Origin of the sequence: Fluoribacter gormanii (assembly GCF_900156395.1) — a bacterium.
GTDB classification, from domain to species: domain Bacteria; phylum Pseudomonadota; class Gammaproteobacteria; order Legionellales; family Legionellaceae; genus Legionella; species Legionella gormanii.
Genome location: NZ_FTNL01000028.1, coordinates 21,226 through 38,145, shown reverse-complemented (window position 1 = coordinate 38,145; position 16,920 = coordinate 21,226). Strand labels below are relative to the sequence as shown.

The window sequence follows — 16,920 nt, the reverse complement described above, 5'->3', positions numbered from 1 at the left end:
TTTTGCTGATCTTTGTTTTGCTGATCTTTGTTTTGCTGATCTTTGTTTTGTTGATCTTTGTTTTGGTTTTTTTCTTTATCTTTTTTCAAAAGATCTTCAACTAACTTACGATTATGAATGGCATCCTGATTTGCTGAATTGATTGCCAATGCCTTATCATAGGATTTAATTGCTTCTTCATATTGTCCCATATGAGCCAGGGCGTTGCCTTGGTTATAATAGCCTTGTTCATTTTTTAAATCCTGATATAACTCGGCCGCTTTTTGATAATCACCTGCGCGATAGGCTGCAGTTGCGGCCCAATCATTACGTGTGAAGGTTTCCTTCGCCTGTTTAAATTGATTTTTTTCCATCAACGCTTGCCCTTGTTGATCCGATGTAGACCATAAGTCGTGCCAACTAAAGGCATGAGTAGCTAAAGAAAAGAATGAGGTGAATAAAAGAATAATGAAACGTATCATACAACGACCCTCTGTATCCAACCACGTCGAAACACAGGCAAAAGGAACAGCAGCGCAGGTATTAAAAACCAACGTCCCTCATCACGCCAAAGAGGAATATCTTCATTTTCGCTTAGGGCAAATTCATTGTTATTACTGGATTTAAGCCACTGCTCCAAATCGCTTGAATCGGAGGAATATTTTACCAATTGTCCATTACCTGCATCAGCAAAACGCTCAAATAGAGGATTCAAATTCTTATCTGCTTTGACTGGCATAATTGATGAGTAAATACCTGATTCAGCTAATTTTTTCGCTAGGGCGATTGATGCACTGGAAGGGGTATCTGCCGTTAATACCAAAATTTGCCCCTGGTTATAACCCGCTTGTTTGATCAAATTACGGGCTTCATTCAAGGCGCTATCAAGGTTTTGTCCAGTTACTGGCATGATATCTGGAGTTAATGAAGAAAGTAAGGAGGAAATAGTATGCCCGTCATCAGTTAGCGGAGAGACAACAAACGGCTCGCTAGTAAAGACTATAAGACCAAATTGACCTACATCTTTGTGGGCAAATAAATCATGAAGTTTAAATTTGGCACGACTTAGACGATTGGGTGTTAAGTCATTAGCCATCATATTGTCAGACATATCCAAAACTAGAACTCTAGGTTGTATTGGTTTATAGGTTGCTACGGGCAGCTTATACCAGACAGGGCCAGCAATGCTAAAAATCATAAACAGAATACTTAAAAACAGACATAGCAGCGAGTTCATACGTTGTCCTTGCCCTTTTTTTTGCAGTAGATGATTCAGCAAATGTGGATCGCACACTTCCGACCAAGCATGTAACTTAGGTTTTTGCCGCCATAAAACCAAAACTAATCCCATCAAAGGCAAAATCATTAACAGCCACCAGGGCCTTAAAAAATGAAAAGTTGCAATCATGACTTTAAGGCCTCCCGATCGGTCATCGTAGCTCGTGTGCCCAATCTTAAATCGGCTTTTCTCAATAGCCAGCAGAAACAAAGCAATAATGCAAAGCCGACAAACCAAGGGTAATATTCCTTTTGGGGACGAACTGTAGCCTGTTCCTGATTTATAGTCTCCAACTGATTAATTGTATTATAAATTGAATGTAATGTTTCAGTATCTGTAGCGCGGAAATACTGACCTTCAGTCATGTCAGACATTTTTCTTAATGTTTCTTCATCCAAATCTGCTGAAGCATTTTGCATTATAAAATCACCAACTAAGGCTCTTGAATCTGCTTCGGATCCTAAACCTATTGTATAGATTTTGATTCCTTCTTCTTTGGCCAATTCAGCCGCTTTTAACGGCGCAAGTACACCAGAGTTATTAGCTCCATCGGTCAATAAAATAAGAATTCTTCCTTTTTTGGGTACATGATTTAATCGTTTTACAGCAAGACCAACGGCGTCACCGATCGATGTTGTTTTACCTGCAAGCCCGGCAGTAGCATCTTCAAGCCGTAAGAGAATGCTATGCCGATCATAGGTAAGAGGGGTTTGCAAATAAGCACGAGTACCAAAGAGAATTAAACCAATTTTGTCGCCAGTTCGTTCTTGTACAAATTGTTCAGCAGCACTTTTTACAACACTTAAACGACTTACGGGTCGTCCATGTAAGAGCATATCGGGAATTTCCATACTGCCAGATAAATCTAAAGCCATCATGATGTTAAAACCCTCACGAGAGATGGGTTTGGGAGCGCCAATCCAGCGAGGGCCTGCTAAAGCAATGACCAATAATATCCATATTATGGCCGGGATGAGCAATGAATATTGGGCTGAAACAGAACGCTTTTCTTGATCTGCAATGTGAGTCATGGCCGCAAAGAAAGGTACTTTCAACGCAGCAGGCAATTGTACTTTGGCTCTTGGCATCAAAAACCAAAAGATTAAAGGTAAAGGAATGAGTATTAAAACCCAAGGGTTAACTAATTCGAACATGGCACCCCTCTTTGTTTAATCCACAGTTGTGCCGCGTCGAATAATGGTTTGAGATCCATGTTTTCTCGTGTCTTAAAAGGGGCATCGAGTAGTAAGTCCTTTACCGAATTGAAATCAATATTTTTGCTCGTTTCTTTTAAAAATGTAAGCCATTCGTCCCCATGCAAACTCGCAACTTGTTCTCTTGGATAATAGACAAGAGCGACTCGGCGTAATAATTCTGAAATATGTGCACTCGCCTGGGCGCCATTTTGTTCGTTCTCATATTGGTTTTGATAGTTCTTTAATAAAAGCAGGGCCTGCTTTTTAGCTAAAGCATTGCGATGTTTTTTATAAATACCATAAGCGAGTACCATTACTAAAAATAAGACAAGGGCAATCAAAATATACCACCCAGGAGCCATCGGCCACCAACCAATTGGCGTGGGTAGATGAATGTCTTTTAACTGCGCCAGAGGATCGGTATTAGCCACGGGACCTCCTGGGGAACGTCTGGCGTACTAAAGGAGCCAAATCAACATCTGCTGTAACCTGAACATATTGAATGTGTAAGCGTCGTAATTGAGCTTGCAAGTGCTCTATACGTTGCTGGCAATACTGCTCATATGCGGTGTTCACTGAGTGCAAGCTGGTATCAAGTATTATCTCTTGCTGTCCATTAGTTATGGCATATTGTTGTGGCTTAGGTGGAGAAAGCTCCACACGGTCACAAATATGATAGGCCAGGATGTCATTATGATAGCGTAACCGATTTAAATGTTTTTCACACTCACTATCCATAGAATAGAAATCACTAATCAAGACCAGGATACTCCCTGGCCTAACCACGCGATGTAAGCGTACCAATGCATCACTAAGTCGTTTTGGTTGTGCTTCACGTTGTTCATCCGTCTGATCCGTATATCGGCTTAAGGACGCTAATAAGGGCAGTACGCCCATATCACGGCTGCGTGGAGTAAACTCACTGTGGTCGGTAGCCGAGAAGAATAATCCTCCTACTCTATCGCCTTCCTTTATTACAGTCCAGGCAAGAAGGGCTGCAAGTCGGGCAGCAATGACTGATTTAAATGCGATGCGCGTACCGAAAATCATCGAGGGATTGAAGTCGGTGAGGATCACCACTGGTCTTTCTCGCTCTTCCTGATAAATTTTGACGTGTGGCTTACCGGTCCGTGCAGTAACGCGCCATTCCATATGGCGTATTTCATCGCCAGCCTGATAATTTCTTACTTCGGCAAAATCCATTCCTCGACCACGTAATTGGGATAAATGATTTCCTGATCGTATTGCTTTACCTTCGGGTCGATAATGAATGGATTGTACATAACGTCTTAAATCAATCAATTCATTTAATTCTGCAATAACGCCATTAGCCATAAAAACCTCGTGCACCTCATATGTTTCTGAAGATTGGGACAAAATTCATCAGATTCAAGGGTATTATTTGTTGGGTCTGCCCAACCTGCCTGTTTTCTACGGAACAGCAACTAAACGCAATAAGGAGTCAATAAAATCGTCGCTATTGATTCCTTCTGCTTCAGCTTCAAAGCTTAATAAAATTCGATGCCTTAATACATCATGGGCAATCACATGAATGTCATCCGGAGTAACATAATCTCTCCCACAAAGCCAGGCATGTGCTTTGGAGCAACGATCTAAAGCAATCGTAGCACGGGGACTCGCACCAAAACGCAACCAACGACCCAATTCTTCGCTGTATACCCCAGGATTACGAGTTGCTACTACCAATTGCACTAGATATTTTTCCAATGCATCGCTTGTATGAACATTCAGCACTTGTTTCCGCGCTTCAAATAATGTTTTTTGTGTTAGCTTTTCAGTGGTAACAGGCTTAGTAGCCATAGCCGCGCCTAAAGCTTCTTTGCGCGATAGGGCTAAGATATCATGCTCTACTTTGGCATCAGGATAGCTAATTTTTACGTACATCAAAAATCGATCTAATTGTGCTTCAGGCAAAGGATACGTTCCTTCTTGCTCAATTGGGTTTTGTGTTGCCATGACTAGAAATAATTCAGGGAGCGGATAGGTTTTACCTCCTATAGTAACTTGTCTTTCAGCCATTGCCTCAAGAAGTGCAGATTGTACTTTTGCTGGGGCACGGTTAATTTCATCTGCCAAAAGCAAATGATGGAATATAGGCCCGGGTTGAAACACAAAAGAACCATTTTGTGGATGGTATACATCGGTACCGGTTAAATCCCCAGGCAATAAATCAGGTGTAAACTGGATGCGATGAAAATTACCTTCAACACCATCAGACAGTTCTTTAACTGCCCGTGTTTTTGCTAATCCAGGTGCTCCTTCAACCAATAAATGGCCATCTGCAAGTAAGGCAATGAGTAAACGTGAAATTAATCCATCTTGACCTAAAATTTGCGAATTTAAGCGATGGCTTAACTGTAATATTTGGCGTTGCACAGCATTTCCAGTCTTACTGTCTTCTACTTGCTCCATAGTTTCTACCTTAATCTAAATAACATCAAACAGAGTTAAATAAAAAAACTTATCCTAGCGTGAATTACATTCCCTGCCAAGTGCTCCAGTGTGTTTTTGTGCAATAATTAATCATTTTTGGGATGGAGTAACCTAGGAGTTGTAGCCTGGGCGAGGCCGTAGCCCGGGTTCCTTTGCGTTTCACCTGGACAACATTTATTGTTGATAATCCGGATGAAGCTCCAGAGGCATCATCGTTTGTAGCTTTTGATAAAGCGATAGAATCTCTTCACAAAATACCTGGAATTGCTGTTGGTTTTCCCATAGATCATAATCAGTTCCTTTAAGGAAAACCTGCTGTTTTGCCAGAGTCTTTAATAAAACGAGCTCCTGACGTGAAAATCCCAAGTGACTATTTAATTCGACCAGCTCCATGAGTTTTTTATGCTCTTTGATTGGGCGGTGTTCATGCAAACAATAAGCTTTTAATGTCAAGAGAAAGGCTTGATACATCAATGAAGTAACTGGAGTTAATACGGCAAGTGGATCAGTTTGCCTGAATGTCCAATCAGAGATTTGCTGTAATAGATAATCGGCTGCATAGGCATGTTGCGTCGCAATATTGAGCATTTCCAATGGGGATAAATAACGTTTGTCCATAAAGGAGTATTCCTATTTAATTCAGTGTCTTTAGCTTACACAGTCGAGTTTAACTGCTTTTTCTGGTTTAAAGTATGTTAAAATTGGACCTCATTATATCTATGAATTAAATTGATGCACGCTTTTATTAACAGTTCTTTGAAAATAGGCTCTTTGACATTGTCCAATCGGTTAATTCAAGGCCCTTTAGCGGGTTATAGCTGTGCACCATTCAGAACATTATTTAATCATTATCGGGCACCAGCGTATTGTGTGACGGAGATGAGTTCCGCAACAGATGTTCTTCATAAGCATACAGCAAATTCACGTTATATTTATCGGGATCCACAGGAGCAGATTCTTGCCTATCAAATTGCAGGTTCAGAACCATCTATATTGGCGCAAGCAGCACAACGATTACAGCAAAATGGTGCGGATATTATCGACATCAATTGTGGTTGCCCAAAACCTAAAATTCGTAAAAAAGGTGCGGGAAGTGCTTTGCTCGAGGAACCAGAGCACTTAGTGCGCCTTGTTAAGGAAGTGCGCGCCGCGATTATTATTCCCTTAACAATAAAAATTCGCATTCAAGGTGATGCAAGGGATGTGCTGCTGGCGAAAAAAATTGAAGAAGCAGGAGCCGATGCGCTAATTGTACACGGTCGGCGTTGGATTGATGATTATGATGTTGGCTCTGACTTGCAACAAATCGCAAAAATAAAACAAAGCATTGCTATTCCGGTGATTGCTAATGGAGATATTAATGATATCCACAGTTTGCATCGGGCAATAGAGTTGAGTGATTGCGATGCTTATATGATTTCGCGTGGTGGCAGTGGCAAGCCCTGGCTCTATCAAGAGTTATTGGAACAGCAGGGTGCTACGATAAGTCTGGCGGAAAAAATCAGTCTGTTTATGACGCATTTGCAAGGATTGGCTGCACTGGAAGATGAATATAAAGCGGTTTTACAAAGTAAGTCTTTGGTTCGTTATTATTTTGGCAAATTACTTGATGAGTCATCACTTAATCGTTTTTACCGATTGGATTCTTTGGGGTCGATTCATTGCTTTTTGCGATCTTGGGTTTAATGCGACTCTCATCCAAAATTCGCATGATTAAAAAATTAAAAATTAAAAATTAAAAATTAAATTAAATCTTGATAATCTCAATTATAAACCCTGGAGATGCTCCAGCCGCTGAGCAGCTTTATCCATTATTCGGTAAGTGATGTGATTAATTAGGTATAAATTAGCCAAGTAAGCTTCTGCCCCCGTCCACTTTGAGTATTTGTCCGGTAATGTAGGGATTTTCGGCAAAGGCTAAAATGGCCTGGGCAATGTATTCAGGATCCCCATGCTTTTTTAGCGGTGTTTTCTCGATAATTTGTTCTTGAATTTCTAGAGTCAACGTATTGGAATGTTCAGGCCAAACAATGGCCCCTGGCGCAACCGCATTGACCCTGATTTCAGGAGCAAATTCCCGTGCCAGGCTCTTTGTTTGCATTTCCAAAGCGGCTTTACTTTGGCAATAAACAGAGTACCCTTTCAATGGTTTTTCAGCATGGATGTCGCTTACATTTATAATGGCCCCGGATTGTTTTGCCAATAAGGGACGTGCTGCGAGACTCAGTAAGAAAGGTGCTTTAACATGAATGTCAAAAAGAGTATGCCAATCTGTCTCAGCAAATGCAGTGAATTCAGTGCGGATGAACACAGAAGCATTATTAACTAATAAATCCAAACGTTCAGCCCAATCCTGAATTGTAATCATTATTTCTTCTGCTGCGCCTGGCTCAGATAATTCTCTTTGTAAAACAAAGGTACTGTTCGGCCGTTGCTCATTTAAGTCGGCTGCAAGGGCATGGGCCTCTGGCAATGATTGATGGCAATGAATCACTACTTTATATCCTGCGGCATGTAGTTTTTTGACTACCGCTGCGCCGATGCGGCGCGCCCCACCGGTGACTAAAGCAACTTTCGCTTCTTGTTTGTTTGTCGGATTCAATGTATGGTTCCTGTTCTTGATTATCCTGGGTGCAACGAAGTCCGTGCTTTGGGACTTACATCTTGCGGACAAGCCGCGGGACGTAGAGCCAAGATATATTGCTTCGGTTTTACCCAGCTAAAGTTTTTAAAGTATAAATATGAGTATAATACAAACCTTACACGCGCTACTGGCTGAACGCCAGTCTATTCCCTTCGTAGAATTCATGCAGCTTGCATTGTACGCTCCTGGCAAAGGATATTATAGTTCCGGGTTGCAAAAATTAGGGAAGCATGGTGATTTTATTACTGCTCCTGAATTGACTCCCTTATTTGGTAAAACGCTAGCGAATCAGTGCCAGCAAGTATTAATGGCGCTTGAGTCGCCGATGTTATTCGAGTTTGGTGCAGGTTCGGGCGCTCTTTGTGTCGCTATATTAGAACATTTGGCGGAGCATAACGCGTTGCCAAAGGCCTATTGCATTTTGGAGGTCAGCGCTGATTTACAACATCGTCAACGCGAGCTTATAGCACAAAAAATTCCTCATCTGGCTCATTTAGTGACCTGGCTTGAACACTGGCCAGAAGTCCCTTTTAATGGAGTAGTTTTGGCAAATGAAGTTCTAGATGCTATGCCGGTACATCGATTCATGAAAACAGAGCAGGGCATTATGGAAAGTTATGTTGCCTTGAACGAACAGCAACAATTAACAGAACTATTTAAACCCTGTCATAATCAGCGTTTGCTGGATTATATTGACAACCGATTATCACTACAAAATATTCCTTATCTTTCTGAAGTGAATCTTTTTATCGATGATTGGATCTTAAATAATTATCAGATGTTAAAACAAGGTGTGGTGTTTTTGATTGATTACGGATTTCCTCGCCATGAGTACTATCATCCCGATCGGAATCAGGGCACTTTAATGTGTCATTATCAACACCAAAGTCATCCGGATCCATTATTGCATCCAGGAGAGCAAGACATTACCGCACATGTGGATTTTACTCATGTAGCAGAAGCCGGGCAACAAGCTGGTTTTCATATCGCAGGTTTTACAAATCAAGCCTCTTTTTTGCTGGCCAACGGTTTGCTAAGCTTAATCAATACATTGGATAATGATTTGGAACAAGTACGAGCAAAGCAAGCGATAAAGCAACTCACCCTTCCCAGTGAAATGGGGGAGTTATTTAAAGTAATCGCTTTAAGTAAAAATGTGGAAATTTCCTTAAACGGATTTCTATTAAATGATAAACGAGTGAGTTTATGAACATAAAAAGATACCTGACAACTGTGGAATTACAAAAAGAATCCATGAAATTTTCTGCTGGTCATACTACTATTTTTTCTGCAACAGAAAGAGAACCATTACACGGCCATATGTATGGGGTTTATTTAGCACTCACGACTTGGGTTGAAGAAAATGGAATGACGTTTGACTATCGCTATTATAAAGAGCGTATCCATAAATTATGTCGTTATTTGAATCAAACTTTTCTGATGCCGCAATTTTCTCCCTTTCTGCAATACGCTGAGGATGAGGAATATTATTACTTTACCTTTAATCAGAAAAAAATTCCCTTTCTTAAAGAGGACGTGACTTTATTACCAGTGACCAATATTACGGTAGAAGAATTATCTCGTTGGTTTGTGCAAGAGCTGATTAAAGATAAAGCAGAATTGGATCGACACCGTATTGAGCATGTTGTGGTCAAGGTTTTTTCAGCCCCAGGACAATCAGCCAATCATCAATGGCACAGAGCGCATGAATAAGAGCGAACATGACTCTTCTGATGAATGTGCTCACTCATCAATGTCTACTGACATATCCCAGGATGTGATGGAGAGGCGTGATGATGGGGAGTCCACGACAGAACACATTGAGCAGAATGGGAATACGGTTTATCAAGTGTGCATTCCCCATACCCATCGAGATTATTTTGATTATATTGGTGAAGGACTGGCTCCCTGCATTGGCGCGCGAGTCTGGGTTCCATTCCGCAAACAAATACGCTTAGGTTTGGTAGTCGGTAAAAATGAATCTTTGTACAATGTTGCCTCATTAAAGAGCATCAGCACAATTATTGATAACCAGCCATTAATTGATAAAGCAACGTTAACCTTATGCTCCTGGATTGCCAATTATTATCAGTCACCTTTGTCTGAAGTATTGCCACTCGCGTTACCTAAAAAATATCGATTAGGACAGCCTTGCCAATTACCTATGGGCGATTTTTATCAATTGGCATTACCTCTGGAAGAGGTCAAGAAAATGATTCCGGCCCGTGCTCGCAAACAACTTGAGCTGGTTGAGTTCCTGAGTACCCAAAAAGAACCCGTTGCCAAATATTGTTTGACAGAAAGAGGATTTAACTCTACCCAACTCTGTAGCTTGCTTGCTGCACAGATTCTTTCTTTATCTCAGCAAATTGTACTGCCAGAAAAAGCCAATCCTTCCCCGTCTGCTCCATTAATACTAAATGCCGAACAAACCGAAGCTGTAGCTGCAATTACAGAAGCGCTGCATCAATATCAGTGCTTTTTATTGCAAGGAGTTACAGGAAGTGGCAAAACAGAAGTTTATTTACATGTTATCGCTCAGGTGATTGAGCAACAAAAACAAGTTTTAGTTCTGGTACCCGAGATCGGGTTAACCCCCCAATTAGTCACGCGTTTTACGTCACGTTTTAAACAACCTGTCGCAGTGATTCACTCCAACCTGAACGAATCAGAACGACAAGTTGCCTGGCAATTAGCAAAAGAAGGCAAGGTTAAAATAGTAATAGGAACTCGAGCAGCAATTTTTACACCTATGCCTGATTTGGGGTTAATTGTAATTGATGAAGAGCATGATGCATCCTTAAAGCAAATGGAGGGGGTGCGCTACTCAGCGCGAGACACAGCGCTAATGCGGGCACATTTAGCGAACATACCCATTATTTTGGGATCCGCGACTCCTAGCTTGGAAAGCATGTACAATGTAATGCAAAATAAATACATGTTGTTACGCTTGACTCATAAAGCACTTTCGACAACACCTTTACATTATCAACTGATTGATCTGCGTTCACAAACACTCCAACATGGTTTGGCAACCCCAACCTTACATGTTATCAAGGAGCATTTACTCAGACAAAATCAGGTTTTGGTATTTATTAATCGCCGAGGTTTTTCTCCAGTTTTGTTGTGTCATCAGTGTGGTTGGATGGTTGATTGTCGTGCTTGTGATAGTCATCTGACTCTGCATAAACAGTTAGGTCAGATGATTTGTCATCATTGTGGATTGACCCAAAAAACTCCGGATCGTTGCCATAACTGCCACAGTATGGAGTTAATTCCGGTTGGAGCAGGCACGCAACGTGTGCATGAGTTTTTAAGCACATATTTTCCAAATACCGAGATTGTGCGTATCGATCGTGATGCAGTTCGCAAAAAAAATGCTTTGGATAAACATTTGGACCAAATCCATACTGGTAAGGCACAGTTAATTGTTGGCACGCAAATGTTAGCAAAAGGTCATCATTTTCCACGCCTTTCTTTGGTTGTGGTGCTCGATGCTGATGCTGGGCTTTATAATCAGGATTTTCGTGCGCTGGAGCATTTGGGGCAATTGTTAATGCAAGTTTCAGGACGGGCCGGTCGAGAGGAACAAGCGGGTCAAGTTTTGATTCAAACCCACTTACCCAATCATCCACTACTTAATTTATTGATTCAACAGGGATATGATCAGTTTGCAGATGCTTTATTAGCGACACGTCAAAAAGCACAATTGCCTCCTTTTCACTACTTGGCTGTAATTAGGGCGCAAGGAAAAGTAGCGGGCAGCGTATTAAAATTTTTGCATGCGGCTAAAGAGCAAATCCTGAATTCTTCCATTACAGTAATGGGACCAGCGCCTGCACCTATGCCTCGAAAGGCCAATCAATACCGCATGCAGTTATTACTTAAATCTTCTTCCAGAAAAATTCTGAAAAACGCTTTAACGCAATTGCGTGAATGGTTAACAGGAAATAAATTAGGTAATGGTGTGCGTTGGAATGTGGATGTCGACCCTATAGATTTATCATGATGGAGATAAAATGACTGATTTGAAGATTGAAATACATAAAAAGATTTTTTCCATAGCTTGGGGCGACATGGATGCACTCGGCCATGTGAATAACGCCCGCTATTTTGATTATTTTCAAGAAGCACGCATTGAATGGCTAAGACAATTGAATATTGGCATGACTGAAAAAACTGGCCCTGTAGTGATTCACGTTGCATGTACCTTTTTAAAACCGGTTATTTATCCTGCGACAGTAACTTTGCACTCGCGAATACACAGTCTTGGGAAGTCAAGCATGATGATGGATCATGATCTGTATCAGGATGAAGTCATGATGGCCCAAGGCAGCTGCAAAATTGTTTGGGTGGATTATACGAAAAATAAATCGGTGTCATTACCGGATGAAATCCGTAGACTTTTTGAAACTAAGTAGCCTGAGGAAAGGAACACTGCCAATAAGTTAAGATTTTTTTTCATTCCCGCGAAGGCGGGGATCTATTCTTACAGTAGCACTGTGCCTCTCTATAAATGGGTTCCCGCCTTCGCGGGAACGACAGTTTTCTTACCTTAAGGACTGTGTGAGCTGGCTACCGCCATTCAGTTAATAATTTTTGTCATTCCCGCGAAGGCGGGAATCTATTCTTATAGTAGCACTGTGTCTCTCTAGAAATGGGTTCCCGCCTTCGCTGCCTCAGCTTACAATGTGTTTAAACCGCAATAGGCGCTTTGATTGCAGGATGAGATTGATAGTTTACGAACTCGAAATCATCATAAACATATTCAAATAACGATTGCGGCTTGCGTTTGATATTCAGGGTGGGCAATGGAAATGGCTCCCTGGATAATTGAGTGCGTGCCTGTTCCAAATGATTGAGATACAAATGACAATCGCCACCGGTCCATATAAAATCACCTACATTCAGGTTGCATTGCTCAGCAACCATGTGAGTGAGCAATGCATAAGATGCAATATTGAAAGGGACGCCCAAAAATACATCAGCAGAGCGTTGATATAACTGACAAGAAAGGGTTTTATTCGCTACATAAAATTGGAATAGAGCATGACAGGGCATTAACGCCATTTGATCCAGTTCCCCAACGTTCCACGCGCTGACCAACAAGCGGCGTGAATCAGGATTGGTTTTTATTTGTTGTATGACGTCACTGAGTTGATCAATGGTGCGGCCATCGGGTGTTGGCCAATTTCGCCACTGCTTGCCGTAGATAGGCCCCAATTCACCATTGCTATCAGCCCATTCGTCCCAAATAGTAACCCCGTTTTCATTTAAATAGGAGATGTTAGTATCCCCTTTTAAAAACCAGAGTAATTCATGCACAATACTACGCATATGTAATTTTTTGGTAGTGACTAAAGGAAACCCCTGGCGTAAATCAAATCGCATTTGATAACCAAAAACCGATAAAGTTCCTGTGCCGGTGCGATCTGTTTTTTGGTTGCCGTGCTGTAAAATATGTTCTAACAAGTTTAAATAAGTTTTCATCGTTTAACCCACCATAACCAAAATCCCAGTAATAACATGGGAATAGATAAAATTTGTCCCATAGTCAACCATCCAAAGGCAATATAGCCGAGTTGTGGATCAGGTTGTCGGAAAAACTCAGCAATGATACGACAAATCGCGTATCCTATTAAAAAAACAGCGGAAACTCGGCCCGTAGGGCGAGGTTTTCGCGCATAGATCCAAACGAGAAGGAACAAGCCAATTCCTTCCAGACTAAATTCATACAACTCCGAAGGATGTCGAGGTTGGTTATCAACATGGCTATATATCATACCCCAGGGCATGTCAGTAACTCGACCCCATAATTCACCGTTAATAAAGTTACCAATTCGTCCCGCGCCTAAACCTATTGGAACCAGCGGAGCAATAAAATCGCCTATCTCCAGAAAGGATTTGCCACTTTTACGAGAAAAGAACCACAGTGCAAACGCAACACCCAGCAAGCCGCCATGAAAAGACATTCCTCCTTGCCAGATTTTAAATAATGCCAAAGGCTCATGGAGCAATTCCGCGAAATTATAAAAAAGCATATAACCGACGCGTCCGCCAATAATGACACCAAGGGCTGCGTAAAAAATCACATCACTAATTTGTTCTGAGGTCCAATCCAGTTGATAGTGTTTTGCTCGCCAGTGAGCAAGTAACCAGCCGCTTACAAAGCCAATCAAATACATTAATCCATACCAATGCACTTGTAACGGGCCTAGTGAAAATGCTACAGGATTTATATACGGAAAAGTGAACATATCTTTTAAGTTCCTTTTTTATCTACATGCACATAAAAATGAAGAAAGTGCACCCAGACTACGTTGTTTAATCAGGTTTCTATTCATAGAGATTTGCCGGCTCTGATGAGGCCACCCAATCCTTCGTCTTCCAGGGCTTTTTGTAAATGAAAACGTATTTGTGCAGGATGTTCAAATTCCAGCACTTCGGCAAGAATCTTACGAGCATTTGCGATGGCGAAATTACGAATAACCCATTTTACTCGCGGTAAGCTGGATGAGTTCATACTTAAAGTATCAAAGCCCATGGCAATGAGCAAAATAACAGCTAAAGGATCGCTGGCCATTTCGCCACAAATACTGACCTCTACTCCCGCTGCATGACCTCCTTCAACAACCTTTAGTAAAACACGCAGCATGGCTGGATGCATCGAGTCATAAAGACCTGCAACTCGAGCATTGTTTCTATCTACAGCCAGAAAATATTGCGTCAAGTCATTGCTGCCCACAGAGATAAAATCAACTCTCTTGGCAATTTCGCGGGCTAAATAGGCGGCTGCAGGAACTTCAATCATAACGCCTAATTTGGGTTTTTCAATGACACATCCTTCCTCTAATAATTCTGTAAACGCTTGATCAATAAGATAAGAAGCTTCTTCAACTTCACTTAAATTAGTGACCATGGGTAGCATGATGCGCAAATTATTCAACTCTTCACTCGCACGCATCATCGCACGAATTTGCATCAAGAAGACATCAGGATGATCCAGTGTGACGCGAATCCCTCGCCATCCCAGGTAGGGGTTATCTTCTGCTACTGGAAAGTAGGGAAGTACTTTATCACCGCCAATGTCAAGAGTCCGCATGGTCACTGGACGGGGAGCAAAAGCTTTCAGGGTTTGTCGATAAATAATAGTTTGTTCATCTTCTGAAGGGAAATGATCGCGGCTCATAAATGGAACTTCTGAACGATATAAGCCAACTCCTTCGGCACCGACACTCATGGATAATCCTGCGTCCATGGCTAAACCAGTGTTTACTTGCAACGATACTTTATAGTTATCAATCGTTTCTGCAGGTTTATCTCGTAAACTAACCAGGCTCTGAGTTAATGCCTGCTCTTCTTGCTCGAGGAGTTTGAATTCTGCGAGTACTGATTTCGATGGTGAAATATAAACTTGCCCATAATATCCATCAACAACAATGGCACGGCGAGAAATCAAATCTAATTTTAAACCACGAACACCCATCACTGTGGGGATACCAAGCGCGCGGGCTAAAATCGCTACATGAGAGTTATTAGAACCCTTAGCCGATACCACTCCAGCCAGATATCCTTCAGGGACTTCCGCTAATGCGGCGGCGGTTACTTCCTCTCCGACCAGGACCGTTCTTTTGGGATAAACAATTTCTTCTTGTTGTGACCACTGTAATGCAGCTAAAACGCGCCGTCCCAAATCACGAAAATCACTGGCTCGTTCACGAAGGTATGAATCTTCCATGCTTTCAAATTGGGCGATGTGCTTTTTAATCACCGCCGCCAAAGCCGCCTGAGCCCCAATTTTCTCGTTTCGAATCACATGTTCTACTTCAATACCCAAGCTATCTTTATCAAGAATACGCAAGTAGACATCAAATAGAGCATGCTCATCTTCTGCAACAACGGATTTCATGCGTTTGCTTAGGCGATGCATGTCCTCTCTAGTGGATTCTAATGCTTCATAAAACGCATTAATTTCCTCATCCAAAGTCTCGACAGGATTTTGTGGAACTGCATCGATATCGGCCTGCGGGTATACAACTACTGCAGTACCTATCCCGATGCCTGGAACAGAGCCAATTCCTGCCAGCGCTGCAGGGCTTAAGTCAACTTTTTTAGTAACCCCCATAGGCTTGGGTTGAGTTAACTCAGCTAATTCACCTGTTGCTTCGGCATGAGCGATAATACCACCAAGTTGGGCAGCCAAGGTAATTAAAAAAGATTCTTCCGTATCATCGAAGTAACGTTGTTCTGTTTGCTGAACAATGAGGACACCATAGAGCTTTCGATGTTGAATAATCGGCACACCTAAAAATGCCTTAAGGTGCTCTTCTCCCAATAAGGGATTATGATAGAAATCAGGATGTGAGGGGGCATCTTCCAGATTAATTGGCTCTTCACGTCGGCCGACTAGCCCTACCAGGCCACTATCAAATGCAATACGAACTCGGAATTGAGCTTGCTTGTTTAAACCTTCGGTTGCAATAAGAACGTATTCGGCATGTTTGGTATCGATGAGGTAAACGGAAGCGGCCTCTACATTAATGGCTTTATTAATTTGTTGCACCAAAATGCCAAGGGCCTCAGAGAGCTGCTTGGCAGCAGTGACTTCTTGAACTATCCGCTTAAGTACTTTGAGCATCTATGCCTATGATTACCTCTTTTTGTAAATGGTCACTGGAACAGTAAGATCTTTATATCTCACGTGACCTATGACCTTTTTTTCGTTTAATGCCGTAAGGTGTACGGCGATTCTTTTTCAATAACGGTTCAAGCTCTTTTAACGCTTGCATATAAACTTGGCGTTTAAAAAAGATAACTTGTCCTTCTGGCTCATGAAAATCAACCCAACGCCAGCTGTCAAATTCTGGTGAGTCACTGAGATCCAGTTTGACTTTTTGCTCACTGGCAATGAGCTTTAACAAGTACCATTTCTGCTTTTGCCCTATAACTAAAGGTTCGCTGCCATGACGTAGATATTGTTTCGGAAGTCTGTACTTAAGCCAACGTTTGGTGGAGCCAATGACTTCAACATCTTCCTTATCCAAGCCTACTTCTTCATGCAATTCCCGAAACATTGCCTCTAATGATGTTTCGCCTGCGGCCAAACCGCCTTGTGGAAATTGCCAAGCATCATGACCAGTCCTTCTACCCCAAAAAACCCTATTCTGTGCGTTGACAAGGATAATACCTACATTCAACCGATAACCGGCACGATCAATCACCATGATGTCACTGTTTAGATTAAACCGCTAATAGCTCGATTTTTCCATAAACTGCAAGACCTTGGCAATTAAATCTGTAATTATTATTGAAAAAAGGTAACTACTCAATAAAAACAATCATCTTCTATTTCTGAATATTGGCTGCTA

At 41.7% G+C, this 16,920-nt stretch carries 17 protein-coding genes; 5 read left to right on the top strand and 12 right to left on the bottom strand.

Annotated features, from left to right (window positions below; translation table 11 throughout):
• From BW930_RS17375 to BW930_RS14845, 7 genes are all read right to left on the bottom strand, one after another.
• On the bottom strand, positions 1 to 461 hold a 461-nt coding region (locus tag BW930_RS17375; protein WP_254843425.1), incomplete at its 3' end, for a tetratricopeptide repeat protein.
• Entirely contained in the window at positions 458 to 1,387 is a 930-nt protein-coding gene (locus BW930_RS14870; protein WP_058469394.1) for a vWA domain-containing protein, read from the bottom strand. The genes BW930_RS17375 and BW930_RS14870, both read right to left, overlap by 4 nt.
• A complete protein-coding gene (locus tag BW930_RS14865) occupies positions 1,384 to 2,412 on the bottom strand; it encodes a VWA domain-containing protein (protein ID WP_058469393.1) in 1,029 nt (342 codons plus the stop codon). Before BW930_RS14865 ends, BW930_RS14870 begins: the two co-directional genes overlap by 4 nt.
• Positions 2,400 to 2,885: a DUF4381 domain-containing protein gene (locus BW930_RS14860; protein WP_058469392.1), complete on the bottom strand. Its 486-nt coding sequence runs from the start codon at positions 2,883 to 2,885 to the stop codon at positions 2,400 to 2,402. Before BW930_RS14860 ends, BW930_RS14865 begins: the two co-directional genes overlap by 13 nt.
• The gene (locus tag BW930_RS14855; protein WP_058469391.1) at positions 2,878 to 3,789 is read right to left on the bottom strand and encodes a DUF58 domain-containing protein; all 912 of its coding nucleotides are present in this window, start codon (positions 3,787 to 3,789) and stop codon (positions 2,878 to 2,880) included. Before BW930_RS14855 ends, BW930_RS14860 begins: the two co-directional genes overlap by 8 nt.
• A gap of 96 nt (positions 3,790 to 3,885) precedes the next feature.
• Positions 3,886 to 4,887: an AAA family ATPase gene (locus tag BW930_RS14850; protein WP_058469390.1), complete on the bottom strand. Its 1,002-nt coding sequence runs from the start codon at positions 4,885 to 4,887 to the stop codon at positions 3,886 to 3,888.
• Positions 4,888 to 5,082: 195 nt separating this feature from the next.
• Positions 5,083 to 5,526, bottom strand: a complete 444-nt coding sequence (locus tag BW930_RS14845; protein ID WP_058469389.1) for a hypothetical protein — start codon at positions 5,524 to 5,526, stop codon at positions 5,083 to 5,085.
• 114 nt (positions 5,527 to 5,640) lie between these two features.
• Between BW930_RS14845 and BW930_RS14840 the strand changes: the two genes are divergently transcribed.
• Positions 5,641 to 6,594, top strand: coding sequence for a tRNA dihydrouridine synthase (locus BW930_RS14840; protein WP_058469388.1), 954 nt, complete (start codon positions 5,641 to 5,643; stop codon positions 6,592 to 6,594).
• A 160-nt stretch (positions 6,595 to 6,754) separates the two neighbouring features.
• Here BW930_RS14840 and BW930_RS14835 read toward each other — a convergent pair whose 3' ends face one another.
• Positions 6,755 to 7,510: a pteridine reductase gene (locus tag BW930_RS14835; RefSeq protein WP_058469387.1), complete on the bottom strand. Its 756-nt coding sequence runs from the start codon at positions 7,508 to 7,510 to the stop codon at positions 6,755 to 6,757.
• Positions 7,511 to 7,649: 139 nt separating this feature from the next.
• Here BW930_RS14835 and BW930_RS14830 point away from each other — a divergent pair, with 139 nt between their 5' ends.
• From BW930_RS14830 to BW930_RS14815, 4 genes are all read left to right on the top strand, one after another.
• Positions 7,650 to 8,762 carry a class I SAM-dependent methyltransferase gene (locus BW930_RS14830; RefSeq protein WP_058469386.1) on the top strand — a complete coding sequence of 371 codons (1,113 nt, stop codon included), beginning with the start codon at positions 7,650 to 7,652 and terminating at the stop codon, positions 8,760 to 8,762.
• Entirely contained in the window at positions 8,759 to 9,265 is a 507-nt protein-coding gene (locus tag BW930_RS14825; RefSeq protein WP_058469385.1) for a 6-pyruvoyl trahydropterin synthase family protein, read from the top strand. Before BW930_RS14830 ends, BW930_RS14825 begins: the two co-directional genes overlap by 4 nt.
• Before the next feature lie 67 nt (positions 9,266 to 9,332).
• A complete protein-coding gene (locus tag BW930_RS14820; protein WP_238587915.1) occupies positions 9,333 to 11,561 on the top strand; it encodes a primosomal protein N' in 2,229 nt (742 codons plus the stop codon).
• A gap of 10 nt (positions 11,562 to 11,571) precedes the next feature.
• The gene (locus BW930_RS14815) at positions 11,572 to 11,973 is read left to right on the top strand and encodes an acyl-CoA thioesterase (protein ID WP_058469383.1); all 402 of its coding nucleotides are present in this window, start codon (positions 11,572 to 11,574) and stop codon (positions 11,971 to 11,973) included.
• Positions 11,974 to 12,247: 274 nt separating this feature from the next.
• On the opposite strand, the gene thyA is transcribed toward BW930_RS14815, so the two are convergent.
• The 4 genes from thyA to BW930_RS14795 all read right to left on the bottom strand — a co-directional run bounded on the left by thyA (position 12,248) and on the right by BW930_RS14795 (position 16,776).
• A complete protein-coding gene (gene thyA, locus BW930_RS14810) occupies positions 12,248 to 13,042 on the bottom strand; it encodes a thymidylate synthase (protein ID WP_058469382.1) in 795 nt (264 codons plus the stop codon).
• Positions 13,039 to 13,809: a prolipoprotein diacylglyceryl transferase gene (lgt, locus tag BW930_RS14805; protein ID WP_058469381.1), complete on the bottom strand. Its 771-nt coding sequence runs from the start codon at positions 13,807 to 13,809 to the stop codon at positions 13,039 to 13,041. Before lgt ends, thyA begins: the two co-directional genes overlap by 4 nt.
• Before the next feature lie 83 nt (positions 13,810 to 13,892).
• Positions 13,893 to 16,190: a phosphoenolpyruvate--protein phosphotransferase gene (gene ptsP / locus BW930_RS14800; RefSeq protein ID WP_064276621.1), complete on the bottom strand. Its 2,298-nt coding sequence runs from the start codon at positions 16,188 to 16,190 to the stop codon at positions 13,893 to 13,895.
• Positions 16,191 to 16,242: 52 nt separating this feature from the next.
• Positions 16,243 to 16,776, bottom strand: a complete 534-nt coding sequence (locus BW930_RS14795) for an RNA pyrophosphohydrolase (protein WP_058469379.1) — start codon at positions 16,774 to 16,776, stop codon at positions 16,243 to 16,245.
• Positions 16,777 to 16,920: the final 144 nt, after the last annotated feature.